Here is a 19,320-nt window from a genome sequence, read left to right as displayed (position 1 = left end):
CCGGGTCCGCGGCGCCGGGCCGGCGCGCAACGGCCCGCGCTCCCGCAGGCGTCGGCGGTCCCTGGTCCGCCGCCGCCCCGGCGGCCGCCGCGCCCGTCTCCGCACCCGCGGCCGCCGCGTCCCGACCCGGTACCGCATCCGGCGCCCGCGTCGCGTCCGCCGCCGCTGTCGTCGGGGCCGTCGTCGGGGCGGGCGTCGCCGCCGTCCCCGTCGTCACTGAAGGAATCGATTCTGCAATGGGCCTCATCCGGTTCCCTCACCTCCGCACGTGAAGGTAGTTTTCGCACGTCACAGCAATCGGCGCGGCGCCGGTCACTTCACACATACGGGTGGCGGATCCGCCGTTCCGCTTCGCCGCGCCGCCCCCTGTGCTTGCCGGTGGGCGCCGCACCGGGGCCCTGCCGGCGGAGGTAGCCTTGCCCCGTGCCTGCACTTGCCGACGTCGTCGCCGCGCTCGAAGCCCTCTGGCCCGCCGGCCGCGCCGAGCCGTGGGACGCGGTCGGCACGGTGTGCGGCGACCCGGACGCCCGCGTGGAGCGCGTGCTGTTCGCCGTCGACCCGGTCCGCGAGGTCGTCGACGAGGCCGTCGAGTGGAGCGCCGACCTGCTCGTCACGCACCACCCCCTCTACCTGCGCGGTACGTCGACCGTCTCGGCCGGCACGTTCAAGGGCCGCGTCGTGCACACCCTCATCAAGAACGACGTCGCGCTGCACGTCGCTCACACCAACGCCGACCGCGCCGACCCCGGCGTCTCCGACGCCCTCGCCGGCGCCCTCGGCCTGCGCGTCACCGGGCCCCTGGTGCCCGACGCCGACGACCCCGCGGGCCGCCGCGGCCTCGGCCGCCTCGGCGAGCTGGACGCCCCGGTGCCGCTGCGGGAGTTCGCCGACCGCGCCGCCGCGGCCCTGCCCCGTACCGCCACCGGACTGCGCGTCGCCGGCGACCCGGAGGGCGAGGTCCGTACGGCCGCCGTCTGCGGCGGCTCCGGCGACGGGCTCTTCGACGCGGTGCGCGCCGCGGGCGTCGACGTCTACGTCACCGCCGACCTGCGCCACCACCCGGTCTCCGAGGCGCAGCAGCACGCCGCGCTCGCCGCCGGCGGCCGCCCGTACCTGATCGACGCGGGCCACTGGGCCAGCGAGTGGCCCTGGTGCGAGCAGGCCGCCGCGCAGTTGGACGCGATCTCGGACCGGAACGCATGGGGTCTGCGCACGCGCGTGTCGCGTATCGTGACCGACCCCTGGACCACGCACGCGCCCGCACCTGCGGCACGATCCACCTCTGCCGCACCGTCCGCGGGCACCGCGGGATCCCCCGCATCCCACGCCAGCCTTGCCCCTACGAGCCCGGAGCAGCCAGCTTGAACGCAGCGCCCGCCGACCAGATCCGCCTGCTGGACGTCCAGGCCCTCGACGTCCGCCTCACCCAGCTCCAGCACCGCCGCCGCACCCTCCCGGAACACGAGGAGGTCGCGGGACTGGAGGCCGACCTCGCGCAGCACCGCGACCTGCTCGTCGCCGCGCAGACCGAGGAGAGCGACACCGAACGCGAGCAGGTCAAGGCCGAGAAGGACGTCGACCAGGTGCGCCAGCGCGCCGCGCGCGACCAGCAGCGGCTGGACTCCGGCGCGGTGACCTCGCCGAAGGACCTGGAGAACCTGCAGAGCGAGATCGCCTCGCTGGCCCGGCGGCAGAGCGACCTGGAGGACGTGGTCCTGGAGGTCATGGAGCGCCGCGAGACCGTGCAGGAGCGGGTGGCGGAGCTGACCGGCCGGGTCGAGTCGGTTCAGGCCAAGATCGCGGACGCCACGGCGCGGCGCGACGCGACGGTCGGCGAGATCGACGCCGAGGCCGGCGCGGTCGCCAAGGAGCGCGCGGCCGCCGCGGGCGAGATCCCGGCGGACCTGCTGAAGCTGTACGACAAGCTGCGCGAGCAGCAGGGCGGCGTCGGCGCGGCCCGGCTGTACCAGCGGCGCTGCGAGGGCTGCCGGCTGGAGCTGAACATCACGGAGATCAACGAGGTACGGGCCGCGGCCCCCGACACCGTCGTACGGTGCGAGAACTGCCGCCGGATCCTGGTCCGTACACCCGAATCCGGCGTCTGATGGCAGGACCGGCCCGGCGCGTGTTCACCGTCGAGGCGGACGGCGGCTCGCGGGGGAATCCGGGGCCCGCGGGGTACGGCGCCGTGGTGCGCGATGCGGACGGCGGGGTGCTGGCGGAGGACGCGGCGTACGTGGGGGTGGCGAGCAACAACGTCGCCGAGTACCGCGGGCTGATCGCCGGGCTGCGGGCGGCGCGCGGGCTCGACCCGGACGCGGAGGTCCGGGTGCGGATGGACTCCAAGCTCGTCGTCGAGCAGATGTCGGGGCGCTGGAAGATCAAGCACCCCGGGATGCGCGAACTGGCCGCGGAGGCGCGCGAGGTCTTCCCGCCGGGGCGGGTGTCGTACGAGTGGATTCCGCGGGAGCAGAACAAGCACGCGGACCGGCTCGCGAACGAGGCGATGGACGCGGGCAGGCGCGGCGAACGGTGGAGCGCGGAGGCGTCGCGGGCGGAACTGGGCGCGGGGACCGGCGCCGCCGGGTCGCGGGAGGGCTCGGAGGCGCGGGGCGAGGGTTCCGGCACGCGGGCCGAGGGCGGCGTACGGGCCGGGGAGGCCGGCAGGACCGCGACCCCGGCGGTGGGTTGGGGCACCGACCTCGGGGCGCCCACCACGTTCCTCCTCCTCCGGCACGGCGAGACCGCCCTCACCCCCCAGAAACGGTTCTCCGGCACCGGCGGCGGCGACCCCGCGCTCTCCGCCACCGGCCGCGGCCAGGCCGCGGCCGCCGCCGGGCTCCTCGCCGCCCGCGGCACCGTCCGGGCCGTGGTCAGCTCCCCGCTGCGCCGCTGCCGCGAGACCGCGGAGGCGGCGGCCGTGCGGCTCGGGCTGGAGATCAGGGTCGAGGACGGACTGCGCGAGGCGGACTTCGGCGCCTGGGAGGGGCTGACGTTCGCGGAGGTACGGGAGCGCCACCCCGACGACCTCGCCGCCTGGCTGCGTTCCACGAAGGCCGCGCCGAGCGGCGGCGGGGAGTCCTTCGCCGAGGTCAGCCGCCGCGTCGCGGTCGCGCGCGACAAGCTCCTCGCGCGGTACGCGGGCCGCACGGTGCTCCTCGTGTCGCATGTGACGCCGATCAAGACGCTGGTCCGGCTGGCGCTGGGCGCGCCGCCGGAGTCGCTGTACCGGATGGAGCTGTCGCCGGCGGGGGTGTCGGAGGTCGCGTACTACGCGGACGGGCACGCGAGCGTGCGCCTGCTGAACGACACGTCGCACCTGCGCTGAGACTCCCTTTTCGCTGATCGCACCCCGCGGGCTCAACCCCTGCCGAGCGCCGCGGCCTCCGCCGCCAGCTTCTCGACCGTCGCCCAGTCCTTCGCCGCGAGGGCCGCCCTCGGCAGCATCCATGTGCCGCCCACGCAGCCGACGTTCGGCAGCGCCAGGTACCGCGGCGCCGATTCGGCCGTGACGCCGCCCGTCGGGCAGAACCGGGCGCGGGGCAGCGGGGAGCCGAGGGACTTCAGGTACGCGATGCCGCCCGACGCCTCCGCCGGGAAGAACTTCATCTCCGTCAGCCCCCGCTCCAGCAGGCCCATCGCCTCCGACACCGTCGACACCCCGGGCAGGTACGCCAGGCCCGACGCGGCCATCGCCGCCAGCAGTCCGTCCGTCGAGCCGGGGCTGACGAGGAACCGGGCGCCCGCGGCGGCGGAGGCGTCCACGGCCGCCGCGTCCAGCACCGTGCCGGCGCCGACCACGGCGTCCGGCACCTCGGCGGCGATGGCCCGGATCGCGTCGAGCGCCGCCGGCGTGCGCAGGGTCACCTCGACCGCGGGCAGCCCTCCGGCCACCAGCGCGCGCGCCAGCGGTACGGCGTCGGCGGCGTCGTCGAGGACGACGACCGGGATGACGGGCGCGAGGCCCAGCACGGAGGAGGGGACGGACGCGGAGGTGGAGGCGGAGTCAGTGGTCACGCGGTCATCGTGCCTCCGCGACCACGCCGGTGCAACGCACGTTGCGTACCGTGCAGCACGGGCTCTCCGGCCGGTGCGCGCCGGCCCTGTCTGTCAGCGGGGCGGCCTACCCTGGGGCGGGAGTGCGGGGAGGGCGGGACGTCCTACAGCTCCGTCACCACCACGTCCAGCTCCCACGGCTGCCCCGCCCGCCGCGGCGGGTCGCCCTCCACCCGGTATCCCAGGTCGCGCAGCGCCGTCAGCAGCGCCGCCGGGGTGCGGGGCTTCGCGCCGGAGGTGAGGAGGTCACGGAGCAGCCGGCCCTTCGTCGCCTTGTTGAAGTGGCTGACCACCGAGCGCTTCTCCACCCCGTCCACCACCGTCGCGTGCAGCACCCGCACCGCGGCCGTGCGCGCGGCCAGTTCGCCGCGGGGCCGCCAGGCCGTCGCGTACGCCGACGAGCGCAGGTCGAGCACGAGCCCGCGCCCGGCCGCCGCCGGCAGGGCGGCGTCCAGCGGCCCGCGCCAGTACGCACCGAGCGCGCCCGCGGCCGGCAGCCGTACGCCCATGGAGCAGCGGTACGCCGGGATGCGGTCGCCGATGCGCACCGCGCCCCACAGGCCCGAGAACACCAGCAGCGACGCCGACGCACGCCGCTTCGCGGGGGTGTCGAGCGTGGCGAGGCCGAGCGCGTCGTAGAGCACGCCCGTGTAGACCTGCCCGGCGGGGCGGGTGGGCGCGGTCCGCAGCCGGGCGTTGCGCGCCACCTCGCCGCGCAGCCCTTCGGTGAGGCCCAGCACGTCGGCGGCCTTCTCCTCGTCGGCGGCGCAGAGTGCGACCAGCTCGTCGAGGACGGTCTCGCGGGCGGCGGTGAGGCCGGGCAGGGAGAGCGAGTCGAGCTTCAGCGGGGCGCCGCGCCTGCCCTCGGCCTTCCCCTCGGACGGTGGCAGCAGTACGAGCACGAATCCTCCCGCGGTGACGTTTCCGGTTCCCCCTCCGCCCTCCGGCAGCCTACCCGCGCGGCGCGGGCGGCCCGGACAGGGCGCCGTGCGCGGACCATTGACAAACCCGCGGGGTGCCTCAAAACTCTGACTGCCAATCAGCAAGACATCGACTCTATTACGCAAACTTGCGTTGATTTCTTGCAAGGAAACGGCATGCGCACTCTGTCAGCCCCCACAGAACAGAGGACACCATGAAGTGGAAGCACCTCAGACGGCGTGTGGCCGTCGGGATACCGGCGCTCGGCCTCGTCGCGATCGGGGTCCTGCCCCTCTCCGGCCAGGCCATGGCCGGCGTCGCCCCCGAGGGTGACGGGACCGCCGCCGCGGACACCGCCGCCTCCGGCCAAGCGGCCCCGGGCGGCGCGGCCGCGGCCGGCGCGGAGCTGCCCTACGTCGAGTACGAGGCCGAGGCCGGCACGTACGACGGCATCCTGCTGGAGGCCGACGCGAAGCGCACCTTCGGGCACACGAACTTCGCGTCCGAGTCCTCGGGCCGCACGTCGGTGCGGCTGGAGAACACCGGACAGTACGTCGAGTTCACCTCCACCTCCCCGGCCAACTCCGTCGTCGTCCGCAACTCCATCCCCGACGCCCCGGGCGGCGGCGGCACGGAGGCGACCCTCAGCCTCTACGCCGACGGCGCGTTCGTGCAGAAGCTGGACCTGTCGTCCAAGCACAGTTGGCTGTACGGCAACACCGACGACCCCGAGGGCCTGACCAACACCCCGCAGACCGACGCCCGCCGGCTCTTCGACGAGTCCCACGCCCTGCTCGACGAGAGCTACCCGGCCGGCACCACCTTCCGCCTCCAGCGCGACGCCGGTGACGAGGCCGCGTTCTACGTCATCGACCTGATCGACCTGGAGCAGGTCGCGCCGCCGAAGGAGAAGCCGGCCGCGTGCACGTCGATCACCGAGTACGGCGCCGTGCCCGACGACGGCAACGACGACACCGCGGCGCTCCAGGCGGCCGTCACCGCCGACCAGAACGGCGAGATCGAGTGCGTCTGGATCCCGCCGGGCCAGTGGCGGCAGGAGCAGAAGATCCTCACCGACGACCCCGAGGGCGGCCAGTACAACCAGGTCGGCATCAGCAACGTCGAGATCCGCGGCGCCGGCATGTGGCACTCGCAGTTCTCCACGCTGACCCCGCCGCACGAGGCCGGCGGCATCAACCACCCGCACGAGGGCAACTTCGGCTTCGACATCGACAAGAACACCAAGATCTCCGACCTCGCCATCTTCGGCTCCGGCACCATTCGCGGCGGCGACGGCGGCCAGGAGGGCGGCGTGGGCCTCAACGGCCGGTTCGGCGTCGGCACGGAGATCTCGAACGTGTGGATCGAGCACGCCAACGTCGGGGTCTGGGTCGGCCGCGACTACTCCGACAAGCCGGAGCTGTGGGGCCCGGCCGACGGGCTGACGTTCAGCGGGATGCGGATACGCAACACGTACGCCGACGGCATCAACTTCACCAACGGCACCCGCAACTCCGAGGTCGTCAACTCGTCCTTCCGTACCACGGGCGACGACTCGCTCGCGGTCTGGGCCAGCAAGTACGTGAAGGACCAGGCCGTCGACATCGGCCACGACAACCACTTCCGCAACAACACCATCCAGGTGCCCTGGCGCGCGAACGGGGTCGCGATCTACGGCGGCTACGGCAACACCGTCGAGAACAACCAGATCTCCGACACCGCGAACTACCCGGGCATCATGCTCGCCACCGACCACGACCCGGTGCCGTTCACCGGCGAGACGGTGATCTCGGGCAACTCGCTCCACCGCTGCGGCGGCGCGTTCTGGGGCGAGGCGCAGGAGTTCGGCGCGATCACGCTCTTCCCCGCGGGCCAGCCGATCCCGGGCGTGACGATCAAGGACACGGACATCCATGACTCGACGTACGACGGGATCCAGTTCAAGACGGGCGGCGGCGAGATGCCGAACGTGACCATCTCGAACGTGTCGGTCGAGAAGTCCAACAACGGCGCCGGAATCCTCGCGATGGGCGGCGCCCGCGGCAGCGCGAACCTCACGAACGTCACCATCACCGGCTCCGCGGAGGGCGACGTGGTCGTCGAGCCTGGGTCGCAGTTCGTGATCAACGGCTGGCCGGGGGCGGAGAACGGCAGGCCGGCCCGGAGCGGAAGGGACTGAGGGCCGGCGGTTCGGGGGCGGGGCCGGCCGGGGCGGGAAGTCCCGGCCGGCCCCGCTGTCTGCTCCCGTACGGTTACGGCAGTTGGTCGACGTGCGGCCCGACCGTGTCCGACCAGGCGTTGCCGTCGGCGGCGTCCCAGTTGGTGGACCAGGTCATCGCGCCGCGCAGCTCCGGGTACGTCGTCTCCGGCGTGAAGGAGCCGCAGCCGGTGCCCCGCGTGAGGCAGTCGAGCGCGTCGGTCACCACGCCCGGCTCCACGTATCCGCCGCCCGCCGCCCGCGACGAGGCGGGGGTGCCGAGGCCGACCTGCGAGGGGTCGAGCCCGTTCTCCAACTGGACGCAGGCCAGGGCGGTGAGGAAGTCGACCGTGCCCTGCGAGTAGACCTTCCCGTCGCAGCCCAGCATGGAACCGCTGTTGTAGTACTGCATGTTGACGACGGTGAGGAAGTCCTTGATGTTCAGCGCCGTCTTGAAGTACTCGTTCTCCGGCGACTGCATGTCGATGGTCTGCGGCGCCATCGTCACCACCAGGCCGTCGCCGGCGCCCGCGTGGATCGCCTCCAGAGCCTGCGTCATGTACGTCGAGTTGAGCCCGTTCTCCAGGTCGATGTCGACGCCGTCGAACCCGTACTCCTCCATGAGCCCGAGGATGCTCGTGGCGAACGCCTCGGCGGACGCCGCGTCGTTGACCGAGACCGCGCCGCGCTCGCCGCCGACGCTGATCACGACCGACTTGCCGCTCTCCTGCTTCGCGGCGACGTCCGCCTTGAAGGCGGCCTCGGTGTAGTCGAGCGCGGGATCGACGGTGAAGTCGACCTGGCCGGGCGTACCGGTCGCGTCGGCGAAGGCGACGGCGATGATGTCGTACGCCTCGGGGACGTCGGCGAGGGTCTGGACGGTGGCGCCGTTGTCGAAGTTCTGCCAGTAGCCGGTGACGGCGTGCGCGGGCACCGCGGCGGCGCCGTGGGTGACCGGCTCGGGGTCGGCGGCGGCCTCGGTGACGACCGCGGCGGCGAGCGCGCCGGCGGTGAGCGACGCGGCGGCGAGGGAGCCGACGAGGCGTTTGCGTGTCTTCCGGAACTTGTGTGTACGTGCGCGTGCCACAACTGCCTCCGGGTGGGGGGTGGTTACGAGGGGGGAGCGGCCGGGCGCGCGACCCACCCGGGAAGGGCGGGACCGGGCCGCGCACCCGGCCGGGATCGGTCAGACCGGGCCGGTCGGGCCCGGCCGGGTCAGCAGCTCAGGTTGTCGCCGGGGGTCGTGCCGAGGATCTGCACGAACTGCGTGTACTTGTCGATCCGGCTCTGCACCTGGCCGGGGTTGCCGCCGTTGCACTCCAGCGATCCGTTGATGGCCCGGATGGTCTCGCCGAACCCGTGCCCGCCGACGATCGCATCGTGCGCGGGCATCGACCCGGGCCCGGACTGCGTCATCCAGTACCAGATGCCGGTCTTCCACGCGACGGCGGCGTTCCGCTCCACCTGCCAGGGGTCGTTCAGCAGGTCGATGCCGAGGGCGTCGCCGGCGGCCTTGTAGTTGAAGTTCCAGCTGAGCTGGATGGGCCCGCGCCCGTAGTACGCGGCCTGCCCGGCAGGACAGCCGTAGGGCTGCGACGCGTCGCAGTAGTGCGGGTAGTTGTCCTGGTTCTGCTCGACGACGTGCACGAGCCCGCCGGTCTCATGGCTGACGTTCGCCAGGAAGGCGGCGGCCTCCCGCTTCCTGGTGGTCTCGTCGCCGGTATTGGCGAACGCGGGGTACGCGCTGAGCGCGTCGGTCAGCCCCTGGTACGTGTAGAAGGCGTTCCGCCCCGGGAACATCTGCTCGAACTGCGCCTCGCTGACCATGAACTCCGCGGCCACCGCCCTGTCCGCGCCTCCTTCGCCCGCCGTGCCGCCCTCGCCTGCCGACGCGGTCACGGGCACCACGACGGCGAGCGCGGCGGCCAGCGCCCCGATCGCGAGCATGGCCTTGACCTTCGTTCCGAGTTTCCTCAGCACCTCATCACTCTCCTGGTGGGGGGTCACCGGCGCGAACGCCGGCGTTGGAGCTTGACGGGGCGCAGTCAATCACCTTGGTCTGCACCAAGACAAGGTGTAGACCAATGACTTCTGGTCAGGTCGACTTGTCGCCTTCACCTCGGTCGGCGCTGCCCGGCCGGAAGATGCTCGGGTCGGGGGCGGTCTCGATGACGCGGACAAGCTGCCAGCGCGCCTCCTCCCACCGCGCGCTGCGGGCGAGGGAGGTCTCGGCGGCGGGGTCGCCGGCGTCCTCGGCCCGCCGTCGGCCGACCGCGGCTTGTGCGTCGCGAGCCACGTCCGTGCAACTCGGCGGCGAGGACCCCATACGGACGACGAGGCCGGCCGCTTCCATCAGCGGCTGGGTGCTGCTGAACAGGGCCATCAGGGCCACCCCGCTGGCGTCATCGCTCACACCGCCGCCGGTGGGGGTGACACGCACCGCGTGGAAGTCGTCGTACGCACGCCCCAGCCGCTCGTGTGCCCGGCCCAGGCCGACCGCCTCGCGGGCGGCGGCGAGGAGTTCGGTGCAAGTCGCCCGGAGGGGCGGGGTGAGCCGGTCGCCGCAGACCTCCAAGGCGTGCTCGGCGAAGTCCAGAGCCAGTGCGCGCTGATGGTGCTCGTCGGCCTCGGCGAGCAGAGTGGCGAGCACCCGGGGAATGATGATCACGTACCTACCATGCCCTGCGCGGCTTGCTGAGGATCTCCAGCAGCTTGGGTGTGTCTCCGGCCGCCAGGTCGAACTTGACGAGCCCCAGGTCTGCGGCGGCCTGGGCGGCGTTGCGCAACTGGTGACCCGGGAGGGCTCCGCCACCCATCTTGTGGTCCACGATCCAGCCCACCTTCTTCGTCGCGTCGGACATGTCCACGATGGCGAAGTCGCCCATGCCGGCCTTCTGATCCGTCCGGTAGACCTGCAGGTTGCCCCGGCGCTCCAGCAACTGTTTGACGAAGTCCTTCTCCACATCCGTCAGCTTGTACTCCGGCCCCTTGAGCTGCAGCTTGTTCAACGTCATCCGCACCGGCTTGCCATACGGCGCCAGGCCCAGCGGGTCCGTCCACACGTGGGGGTTGTCGACGTACGCGGCGGGGTTCGGGGCGGGAGCCAGCCCGAGGGGGTCGGGGCTGAGGTACCGGGCGATGTCGGGGTCGTAGTAGCGCAGGACGTTGTAGTGGAGGCCGGACTCGGGATCGTCGTACTGGCCGGGGAAGCGCAGCGGGGTGTGGGCCGTGCTGTCGGCTGCCCACGCCGTACGGCCCCACAGGGTGCTGCGGCTGTGCCAGGCGACGGTTCCGTGTTCGTCGACGAGTTCGGTGGGCGTGCCCACCATGTCGGTGACGATGGCGAAGAACCGGGAGTCGATCACCTCCTGCGGGGCCGGGCCGGTGAGCCGCTCAGCCTGTGCGATCGGCGTCCCGCCCTCGTACTCCCAGGTGAGGGTGACCGGGTGGGGGAGTTCCGGGCCGAGGCTTGTCTGCTCGATGAGGGTGGTCTCGTGCCACGTGAAGCGAGTCTCCGCGACGACGGTCGTCCCGTCGGCGGCCATGCGGAGCTTGGCGGTGCGGCGCCCCAGCGGATCGTAGAGGTAACGCCAGCGGGTTCCGTCCGGAGTGGTGACGGCGGTGAGCCGGTCCTCTGCGTCCCATTCGTAGCGCCAGACGTCCGGCTTGCGCGACAGCCGCTTCCGGATGCGGGCGGTGACCCGCCCCGCCCGGTCGTACTCGTAGCGGGTGCCGCCCGCGGTGACCAGGTTGGGCGCGTACGTGCGCGCGCCCGTGGCCGTCGCGTCGCCGTGCTGCTCGGGCCACGTGGCGGCGATCTGGTTGCCCAGCGCGTCGTAGGCGTAGGTCTCCTGCCAGTAGGGACCGTCGACGGCGGTGACGCGCTCGGAGTCGTCCAATTGGAAGGCGGTCCGGCCCCGAGCCGGGTCGTCCACGGCGGTAAGTGCGCCGGCGGGACCGTAGTGGTAGCTGCGGGCTCCTATCGAGCGGCTCCCGGCGTGGAACTGCTGGCCGCTCAGTCGCCCGACCGGGTCCCGCGACTGCTGCAGCGTGAGGCCCCCCAGTCTCCGGGAGAGCACCTGGCCGAGTGCGTCATGGGTAACCGCCAGGGCGGGCCCGGCGGCGGTGGTGAGCGAGGCCAGGTTGCCGGCCGGGTCGTAACGGTAGTGGGTCTCCTGCCCCGCGGGTGTGGCACGCCGTATGGGCCGGCCCACGGCGTCGTAGGTGAAGGTCGTGGTCCGGCCGTCTGTCGTCTCGCTGAGAATCCGGTCGAGGCCGTCACGCTCCCACTCGACCCGGCTCTCCGGGCCCGTAGCCCGCAACAGCTCTCCGGACGGCCCGTACTCGAAGGTGCTCACGGCGCCCCCGGAGCGCTTGGCGGTGAGCTGGCGCAGGGCATCGTACTCGAACTCCACGGTCTCGCCGAGGGCGTTCTCCCTACGGACAAGGGCTCCGGTGGCGTCATACGTGTAGGCCGTGCGCCGGCCGTCGAAGTCGGTTTCCTCGACCAGACGGCCGCTGGGGTCGTAGACGTACCTCCACGTCTGCCCGAGAGGGTTCGCCACGGAGGTCACCCGCCGCTGGGTGTCGTACTCGTAGGTGTGGACCCCTCCGTCAGGGTCCGTCCTTGTCGCCAGCAGGTCGAAGTGGGTGTACGCGTAGCGCCTGGTGGCGCCGGCGGCGTCCGTGTGCAGGACACAGTTGCCCTCGCCGTCGTACGCCCAGCTGTTCTCCGCGCCGTCGGGGGTCGACCAGAGCAGCAGCTTGCCCTCCACGGACCACCGGGCCCGGGTGGTGGCGCCCAGGGGGTCGGTCTGGCTGTTGATGCGGCCGAACCCGTCGTAGCGGTAGCGGGTTGTGCCGCCGAGCGGGTCGGTGAGCTCGGCCGGCAGCCCCGTCGGCGTGCAGCGCACGGCTGTGGTGGCACCGTCCGGCTCATGTACGGAGGTGAGGAGTCCGTTCCCGTCGTACGCATACCGCGTGATCTCACCCGTCGGGTCGATCGACGCCAGGCAGTTTCCGCGCTCGTCGTACTCCCACCGCCATTCGATGCCTCCGGGTAGCTCGGCGCGGGTGAGCAGTTCGAGTTCACCGTGCGTGAAGCGCGCGGTGGCACCGTCCGGCCAGGTCACGCGCTCCGTCCGGCCGGCGGCGCTGTACGCGTAGGTGGTGGTGTGGCCGAGCGGGTCGGACTCGGCGATCAGGTTGTGGTGCTCGTCGTACTCGGTGCGGGTGAGGTGACCGAGGGGGTCTGCCTCGGCGATGATCTGACTGTTGTCGTTGACGATGAAGCGGGTGGCGTGGCCCTCGGCGGTGGTGAGGGTGGTGACGGTGGCGCCCGGCCAGTCGGGATCGATGCCGTCGTAGTCGATCGTGACGGCGAGGTGGCCGGCCTCGCCGCCTTCGGCGATGCAGCGGTCCTGAGCGTCGTAGACGTAGTCGTAGCGGTGGCCGATACGGTCGGTCCACGACGTGACCCGGAGCCGTTCGTCGTAGGTGAAGGCCAGCGCGTTGCCGGAGGAGTCGATGTCCTCGGTCAGGTTTCCGTCGCCGTCGTAGCCGAAGCGTTTGACGACCACGTCGCTGCCATCGTCGGCGGCGTCGGCAAGGGAGATGGCGGTGATGCGGCCGAGGTCGGAGTCGGTGGTGAGCTTGAGGTGGTAGCCGCCGGAATGGCGGATATCGGTGGGGGTGCCTTCGTCGTCGTAGGCGAAGGTGATGGTGTGGCCGTTGCGGTCGGATATCTTCTCGATCAGGGCCAGCCCCTCCGCATCGGGGCAGGCGAACGTGCGGCTGTGGCCGGTGATCGGGTCGGTTACCACGTAGCCGCCGCCCTCAAGCTGCGTCAGTGGCCAGCGGGGACCCGACTCCGGGAGGGACTGGGTGCCGGGTCCGGCCGGGTGGGGGTAGGCGAGCACACGGCCGTCTTCGGTGGCGAACACCACACCGCGTTCGTCCACCTCCACATGCTGATCGGCGGTCGAGGCCCACGTCGGGCCGAACCACCAGCCGCACCGGTAGGTCGACCCCAGCCGGCGAGTGAAGTCCAGGGGCAGCAGGCCAGGCAACTCGATGTCGGTCAGCGACAGATACATCGTCCCCGATGCCAGGTCCACGGGGTCGGTGAGCTTGGAGACGATGTTCTTCAACCTGTTGTGTGCACCCTTTGCGGCACCGGCGAGCATGTCGCCGCCACGCTTGGCCAGGCCCAGGACGCCGGCCTTCATGGCCCTCAGGCCCGCCATGGCCTTCATGCCGCCCTTGGCCATCTTCGCCAGCCCGCCCAGGGTGGTGAGGCCCTTCATGCCGGGGATGCAGTCGAGGGCGGCGAAGGCGACGTCCCAGAGGGAGGCTTGGCCGTTCATGTACTTGTAGAGGGTGTCCGCCAGGACCACGAGGGCGGCGGCGAGTACCACCCAGGCGAGGGGTCCGCCGATGATGAGGACGACGATGCCGAGGACGGCGACGATGACCTTGCAGACGTTGACGATGGTGTCCCAGTTGTCCTTGACCCAGTCGACCGCCTTCTCCCACCACTTCCGGTTCTGAATACCGGCATCCGAAGCTTCCTCCAGCTTGTCCTTCGCTGCGGAAGCGGCGTCCTCACGCATCTTCTTCGCATCCGCGGCCATCTTCTTCGCCGCTTCCAGACCGCCTTGCGCGTTGTCGACAGCCGTCTGGGCGGAGGCGCGGGCGGACTTGGCGTCGGTGGCGTTGCGGGTCGCGGCGCGTACCTCGGACTCGTCGGGCTTCTCCCTGCCCTCCTTCCCGTCGTACTCCTCCGTCTTCTTCGTCGCCCGCTCCACCCACGAATTCGCCGCATCAAGACGCCCGCTGGCCGCGGTGAGATCACTCTGCGCCTCCCGGCCCTTGGCCAGCGCCTTGTCCGCCAGCGACTGCGCGCGCTCCAGCTTCGGCCAGTACGCCGCCAGCGCATCCCCCGCCAGGTCATACGACCGCTGAAGCTTCTTCAGGTTCTTCGGGACCTCGTCGAACTCGTCCTGGAACGCCTTCGCCGTCTTCCCCGCCCACCGCAGCAGCGCGTCCTCACCGGCCATACCCTTGATCTGCCGCAACGCATCCGCCACATCATCGGCGAAATCATGCAGCTCACGCGCCAACTGCTTCACCCGCTCCGGATCACCCGGCGTCGGGTCGTCATCGAGATCGAGTACATGCCAGTCCGTCGGCCGATTTCCCACGCCGGCTCTCCCTCGCCGCTCGGTCACCGTAGTTATTGACGATCACACGGGTTGGGGCGGTTCCTTCGCCGCGCGACGGCGGCTGTGGTACCGCTGTTCCGCGTTCAGCCGGGTCCGCGGCGCTCGAGTGCGGTACGAACCCGTTGGAGACCTGCCGTCCGCCAGTGGGCCCGGTCGGGCATCTGGTCTTCTTGGCGCCAGCGCCAGGCGGAGAAGATCGCCCAGCCCAGGGCGCGGCATCGGTGGATCAGGGCGGGGTCGGCTCCCGCGTAGTGCTTCCCCACGTCTTCCGGCGCGTGGGCGAGGTCGAACTCGACCGGTCCGCGGCAGCACGTGGCGAGGTCCACGAAAAGCGGGCCCCTCCTGGTGTTGAGGAGGTTGCCCGGGTGCGGTTCGCCGTGCAGGAGCTGGTCGCCGGAACTCCCGGCGCTGATCGCGGCGCTCAGTCCGCTGAGTGTGCTCCTGAGAAATTCCCGGTCGGCGTCGGGCAGTTCCGGGGAACGCTCCGTGTCGTTCACCTCTCGCAGCGCCCCTGCGACTCGATCGGTGAAGTGCGGTGCGTCCAGGTCGATGCGGCGCAGGGCGGCATGGTGCCGTACGAGGGCGTCCGCGTAATCGGCCGGTGCGATCTCTGCACCCACAGGTTCGTAGTAGCGCCAGAGCGAGACCGCGAAGGCGCCGTGCACGTATACGCGCGGGTCGACCCGAGGCTCCAGCCCGGCCACCGGGGCGTCGACGTCGGCGAGACGGCAAGCAACCTCTACTTCGAAGCGGGAATCGGCCAGGTGCTCCGAAGGCGCCACCCGAACCAGCACATCGCACGGGAGCAGGCGCAGCACGACGCGGTCCGAGTTGTGGATGACGACCGTGTCGTCGGCCCGAAGGCCCAGTTCCGCAGCGGTCGCCTGGGCCGCGTCGACCGCGCGACCGTGTTCCCACGGCTCCACACCGCCCTCCCCTCATGTCCACGCTCCCCGCGCACCCCAGGCCGAGAGTAGTCGAGCACGGCGGCTCCAGTGGCGCCGGCCGTAGGCCGGGAGCGAGACCGGCACCCGGCACGGCATCGAGCCAAACCCCTCGATCAAGTGGTCCGGAAGTGATGCCACACCTGGTGGCACCTCCGTCGTGCGCCCCGGGCGCGCAAGGGAACCAAGTGACTCCGCTTCCATGTGTCACGCGTGATATCCGAGTGAATACCTTCAGGGGAGAGTGTCGCTGGCGCGGGTGAGACGTTCACCGATTTTCCCTACGGAAGAGGGAATCGAAGCCGGCTTCGAATCTGTCGCAACGACGGTGCACTTACTTCTTCTCTTGAGGAGAGCCGGATGGCCCGACGTCCCGAGCGCACGGAGGAATCGGACGATAAATTCTTCGACACGCTCACAGGAATTCTCGCCGAGGCGTACGGCAGCCATCTGCATTTCGGGTACTGGGACGCCTCCGGGGACGGGTCGCTCGCCGCGGCTACCTCATGTATGACGGATCAGGTGATCAAGCGCACCCGGGTGCGCGCCGGGCAGCGGGTGCTCGATATCGGCTGCGGTACCGGTGCGCCCGCGCTGCGCCTCGCCCACGTCTGCGGCGTGGAGGTGGTCGGCGTCTCCGTCAGCGCGCGCGAAGTCGACCGCGCCAACGAGCGCAGCCGACGTGAAGGGCTGGCGCGCCGAGTGCGCTTCGAGAGTGCGGACGCCATGTCGCTGCCGTATGCCGACGGATCCTTCGACGCGGTGTGGGCGATCGAGTCGATGAGCCACATGCCGGACCGCGGAAGGGTGTTCTGCGAGGTCGGCCGTGTGCTTGCTCCCGGGGGCCGGCTGGTGATCGCAGACGGATACCACCGCGGCGCCGGCCCAGAGGCAAGCAGTGCCCTGATGGACACCATGTGTACGGCGTTTCGTATGCACTCCCCTCCGACTCTGACGGGATACGAAGATCTCTTCACCGCGGCCGGCCTCCGAACTCTCGAAAGCCTCGACCTCTCCGACCACGCCTGGCGCTCGATCGGCTACCTGACCGAGACCCTGCGGGCGCGATCGCCGGAGTTCGCCCACGTGCTGGGGGAGGCGGCCTTCACGCACCTCATGGAGTGCCTGAAAGAAGCCGATGCCGCGGAGATCTTCGGGTACGTGCTGCTCACCGCGGAACGCAGAGGGCTTTGACAACAGCCCATGGCGGAGGCGTGCCGTCGCCGGGCCAGACCCGTCGGGCCCCCTGGGGACCAGGGTGATGTCGACAGAAACCGGAAGGTGAACATGCGAATGGATGCCAGGAGTTCACGGATTCCTGACGCCCGGCTGCGTCCCGAGACCACATTCACCGAGTACACGATCCCCACGCTGAAGCGGCTCCTGGCTGCTACGGGGCTCGACGCCGAGTCGGGAGCGGCGACGGTGCGTACCATGCTCGCATCCTGGGGCGATCAGCCCATCGGAAAGGAACCGGTCTGGGGATCTTTCATCACCACCGACACGTCACCGGTGGAGTTCTCCGCCGCGTTCGGTCGCAGCGGCACCGAAGTGCGGGTCTGCGTCGAAGCGCAGCCTTCTCGCGCCACCACGGCCGACGCGCAAGACACCGCATCCCGCCTCACCCGCCGCCTCGTCGACCATGCCGGCATCTCCACCCGCAAACTCGACGTGATCCGGGACCTGTTCCTCCCTGAGCAGGACGCCCATGGGTGGGCCATGGCACACGCCGTGGGCCTTTCCGAAAAGTCAGCCCCGGCATACAAGGTCTACCTCAATGCAAACGCTTCGCCCGCGATGACACCGGATGACCGCGTACGGGTCGCACTTGAGAGGCTGGGGTTCGGCCAGGTGTGGGAGCCCCTTCGCGCCTTCGCCGACCGCGGCAGCGACCTCGACCCCGTCGTGTACATCAGTCTGGATCTCTCAGACGCACCCGACGCGCGGGTCAAGGTCTACTTCCTGCATCGCACCATCACCCCTGCCCTGTGGGACAGCAAGCTGGCAGCCTTCCCGGAGCACCGCGCGGGCTCGGTGGAAGAGTTCGCCACCGAACTCACCCAGTACACCGGGGCGCAGCCGGTGATCACCAACTTCACCTTCACGGCGCGGGGCGGGCAGCGACCTGAATCGGCCACGGCGTACGTTCCGCTCTGGCACTACGTCCCCGACGACCAGGTCGCCTGCGACCGCGTCAGGCGTGCGCTCGCGGCCAATGAAATCCCCGACCAGGACTACCAGGCACTGCTCTCGCACGTGGCTCGAAAGCCGCTCGACGAGAGCTGGGGAATTCACAGTTTCGCCTCCATGCGCACCGGCCGCAGTGGATCACCGATCACGGTCTACCTCTCGCCCATGTTCTACGGCAAGAGTCTGATCACCCGGCGGGAGATCACTGAGCTGTTCCCCGACCTCGATGAGACCTGACGGCTTCACCACACCCGAGGTGTGCACTCATCCGATCGTCAATCGCAAGTGAAACGGCCGATACATCATCTGGGAGAACGCGTGCGAACTCGTGAACTCGTAGCTGCCGGGGTGCGCACGGGAGCGCTCGTCGAAGCCTATACATGCTGCGGCAAATTCCTGTCCAGGAACAACTCGGCAGCGTATCCGGCGGCGCGGGCACTGCTGTACCCGGCGATTCGGCCGTACTACGACGCCATTCTTGCCTTCTGCGGGTACGCCGACGAACTCCTGGATGACGAGGCGACACCGATCAGCGAGCGGGAGGCCGCCTTCGATGCCTGGACGGCGGCGTTCTTCGACGGCTCCTACGAGCCGGACACGGACGGTGCGTACTCTCTCGACGGGCGGCAGGGACGGCTGATTTCCCGAGCGTTCCGGCACGTCATCGACACCTACGGCATCGAACTCGATAGCGTTCGCGAGTTCCTCCACACGATGCGCGGGGACCTCCATGTCACGTCCTACGCCACCTACGCCGACCTGAACGGGTACATGAGCGGCATCAGCGGCGTGCATGCAGGATGGATGAACGCACTCTTGGAGACACGTCACGATGACGCCCAGCGCATCGCGTCCTCGCTCGGATACGGCGTATACCTCCTGGACTTCCTCGCCGATCTCCGCGAAGACCTCGCACTGGGGCGCGTCTATCTCCCGACGGAAGACCTCGCGCGGTTTGGACTGGATCGTGCCGAGTTTGAACAGATCGTCTCACGTGGCGTCATGGCGCCGTCCTTGCGCGAACTCGTCCGATTCGAAACGGTCCGAGTGGGACAGTACTTCGAGACAGCCGATGCGTGGTGGCGCCACGTCCACCCCTCCTCGCGCGAGTTGCCCCGTCAGTACCTGGCCCTCGGACGCCTCAGCCTCCAGCAGCTCATCCGCTCTGATTACGACGTCTTCCGGAGCCGTCCGCGAGGCTGGCTTCTCGCCACAGCCCGCGCCCGCACCGGTACCGGGGTTTCCTATCTCAGGGCCCGCAGGGACCACCGCAGGCATGCCCGTAGCTCAGCCGCTGTCGCCACGTAACAGCCCACGTTCGTACGGTGAGCTGCTGCTGCCCGGGGCGCGCCTCAGGCAGCAGCAGACCTGGCGTGACGGGTCAGGGGATCACCGGGAGCCCGTCGAAACTCCCGCCCTCGCACGGGTAGCCGACGGGCGGGGTGGTGCCGTCGTGGACGACCTTCCCGCCGCCCTCGACGCACAGTCCGGCGGGGATGGGAGGCTGCTGGGCCGCGGCGGCGGTGCTCGCGCCGAGTACGGCACCGAGACCCGGCGCCGCGGCGGCCAGGGACAGAGTGAGACGACGCACGGCGTCCTCCAGGAGTCACAGGGGAGACACGGCTCCCCGGAGTGATGTGATCACTCTCCCTGTCCCCGCTGATCGCGCGGGCATTGCGGATCCCGTCAACCCCACTCGGTCCACCGAGGGCACCCGCGGCTCGACTGCACCGAATGCCGCATCCACGCCCCCGGCGTACGACCGTGAGCGGTGCCCCGAGGGCTGGAC

15 protein-coding genes are annotated in these 19,320 nt (G+C 70.7%); 7 read left to right on the top strand and 8 right to left on the bottom strand.

Annotation, left to right across the window (positions count from 1 at the left end; translation table 11 throughout):
- The first annotated feature begins 423 nt into the window (after positions 1-423).
- Genes FB457_RS11385 through FB457_RS11375 form a run of 3 tightly spaced genes read left to right on the top strand, consistent with a single transcriptional unit; the run spans position 424 to position 3,328 of the window.
- On the top strand, positions 424-1,365 hold the full coding sequence (locus FB457_RS11385; protein ID WP_047015486.1) for a Nif3-like dinuclear metal center hexameric protein: 942 nt from the start codon (positions 424-426) through the stop codon (positions 1,363-1,365).
- Entirely contained in the window at positions 1,362-2,105 is a 744-nt protein-coding gene (locus FB457_RS11380; RefSeq protein WP_047015485.1) for a zinc ribbon domain-containing protein, read from the top strand. Before FB457_RS11385 ends, FB457_RS11380 begins: the two co-directional genes overlap by 4 nt.
- Positions 2,105-3,328: a bifunctional RNase H/acid phosphatase gene (locus FB457_RS11375; RefSeq protein ID WP_047015484.1), complete on the top strand. Its 1,224-nt coding sequence runs from the start codon at positions 2,105-2,107 to the stop codon at positions 3,326-3,328. The genes FB457_RS11380 and FB457_RS11375 overlap by 1 nt, the downstream gene beginning before the upstream one ends.
- Before the next feature lie 32 nt (positions 3,329-3,360).
- Here the strand turns inward: FB457_RS11375 and eda are convergent, their stop codons facing one another.
- Positions 3,361-4,017 carry a bifunctional 4-hydroxy-2-oxoglutarate aldolase/2-dehydro-3-deoxy-phosphogluconate aldolase gene (gene eda, locus FB457_RS11370; RefSeq protein WP_047015483.1) on the bottom strand — a complete coding sequence of 219 codons (657 nt, stop codon included), beginning with the start codon at positions 4,015-4,017 and terminating at the stop codon, positions 3,361-3,363.
- Positions 4,018-4,160: 143 nt separating this feature from the next.
- Entirely contained in the window at positions 4,161-4,958 is a 798-nt protein-coding gene (gene yaaA, locus FB457_RS11365) for a peroxide stress protein YaaA (protein WP_145781742.1), read from the bottom strand.
- A gap of 233 nt (positions 4,959-5,191) precedes the next feature.
- Between yaaA and FB457_RS11360 the strand changes: the two genes are divergently transcribed.
- Positions 5,192-7,156, top strand: coding sequence for a right-handed parallel beta-helix repeat-containing protein (locus FB457_RS11360; protein ID WP_145781740.1), 1,965 nt, complete (start codon positions 5,192-5,194; stop codon positions 7,154-7,156).
- Positions 7,157-7,229: 73 nt separating this feature from the next.
- On the opposite strand, the gene FB457_RS11355 is transcribed toward FB457_RS11360, so the two are convergent.
- The 5 genes from FB457_RS11355 to FB457_RS11335 all read right to left on the bottom strand — a co-directional run bounded on the left by FB457_RS11355 (position 7,230) and on the right by FB457_RS11335 (position 15,323).
- Positions 7,230-8,261 (bottom strand): chitinase, encoded by a 1,032-nt coding sequence (locus tag FB457_RS11355; RefSeq protein WP_145781739.1) that lies wholly within the window; start codon positions 8,259-8,261, stop codon positions 7,230-7,232.
- A 128-nt stretch (positions 8,262-8,389) separates the two neighbouring features.
- On the bottom strand, positions 8,390-9,154 hold the full coding sequence (locus tag FB457_RS11350) for a chitinase (protein ID WP_145781737.1): 765 nt from the start codon (positions 9,152-9,154) through the stop codon (positions 8,390-8,392).
- Between the two features lie 115 nt (positions 9,155-9,269).
- A complete protein-coding gene (locus FB457_RS11345; protein ID WP_145781735.1) occupies positions 9,270-9,842 on the bottom strand; it encodes a hypothetical protein in 573 nt (190 codons plus the stop codon).
- Positions 9,843-9,846: 4 nt separating this feature from the next.
- Entirely contained in the window at positions 9,847-14,376 is a 4,530-nt protein-coding gene (locus FB457_RS11340) for an RHS repeat-associated core domain-containing protein (protein ID WP_145781733.1), read from the bottom strand.
- Between the two features lie 104 nt (positions 14,377-14,480).
- The gene (locus FB457_RS11335) at positions 14,481-15,323 is read right to left on the bottom strand and encodes a phosphotransferase (RefSeq protein WP_047015478.1); all 843 of its coding nucleotides are present in this window, start codon (positions 15,321-15,323) and stop codon (positions 14,481-14,483) included.
- Positions 15,324-15,701: 378 nt separating this feature from the next.
- On the opposite strand from FB457_RS11335, the gene FB457_RS11330 reads away from it, so the two are divergent.
- The 3 genes from FB457_RS11330 to FB457_RS11320 all read left to right on the top strand — a co-directional run bounded on the left by FB457_RS11330 (position 15,702) and on the right by FB457_RS11320 (position 18,839).
- Positions 15,702-16,535, top strand: coding sequence for a methyltransferase domain-containing protein (locus FB457_RS11330; protein WP_145781731.1), 834 nt, complete (start codon positions 15,702-15,704; stop codon positions 16,533-16,535).
- 93 nt (positions 16,536-16,628) lie between these two features.
- Complete coding sequence (locus FB457_RS11325) at positions 16,629-17,768, top strand: tryptophan dimethylallyltransferase family protein (RefSeq protein WP_486589001.1); 1,140 nt, start codon at positions 16,629-16,631, stop codon at positions 17,766-17,768.
- Positions 17,769-17,849: 81 nt separating this feature from the next.
- Positions 17,850-18,839, top strand: a complete 990-nt coding sequence (locus tag FB457_RS11320) for a squalene/phytoene synthase family protein (protein ID WP_186461960.1) — start codon at positions 17,850-17,852, stop codon at positions 18,837-18,839.
- Positions 18,840-18,912: 73 nt separating this feature from the next.
- Here FB457_RS11320 and FB457_RS11315 read toward each other — a convergent pair whose 3' ends face one another.
- A complete protein-coding gene (locus FB457_RS11315) occupies positions 18,913-19,122 on the bottom strand; it encodes a hypothetical protein (protein WP_347614038.1) in 210 nt (69 codons plus the stop codon).
- Between the last annotated feature and the right edge of the window lie 198 nt (positions 19,123-19,320).

It is taken from the genome of Streptomyces sp. CNZ287 (assembly GCF_007827615.1).
This window is presented reverse-complemented; position numbering and strand designations above follow the sequence as displayed.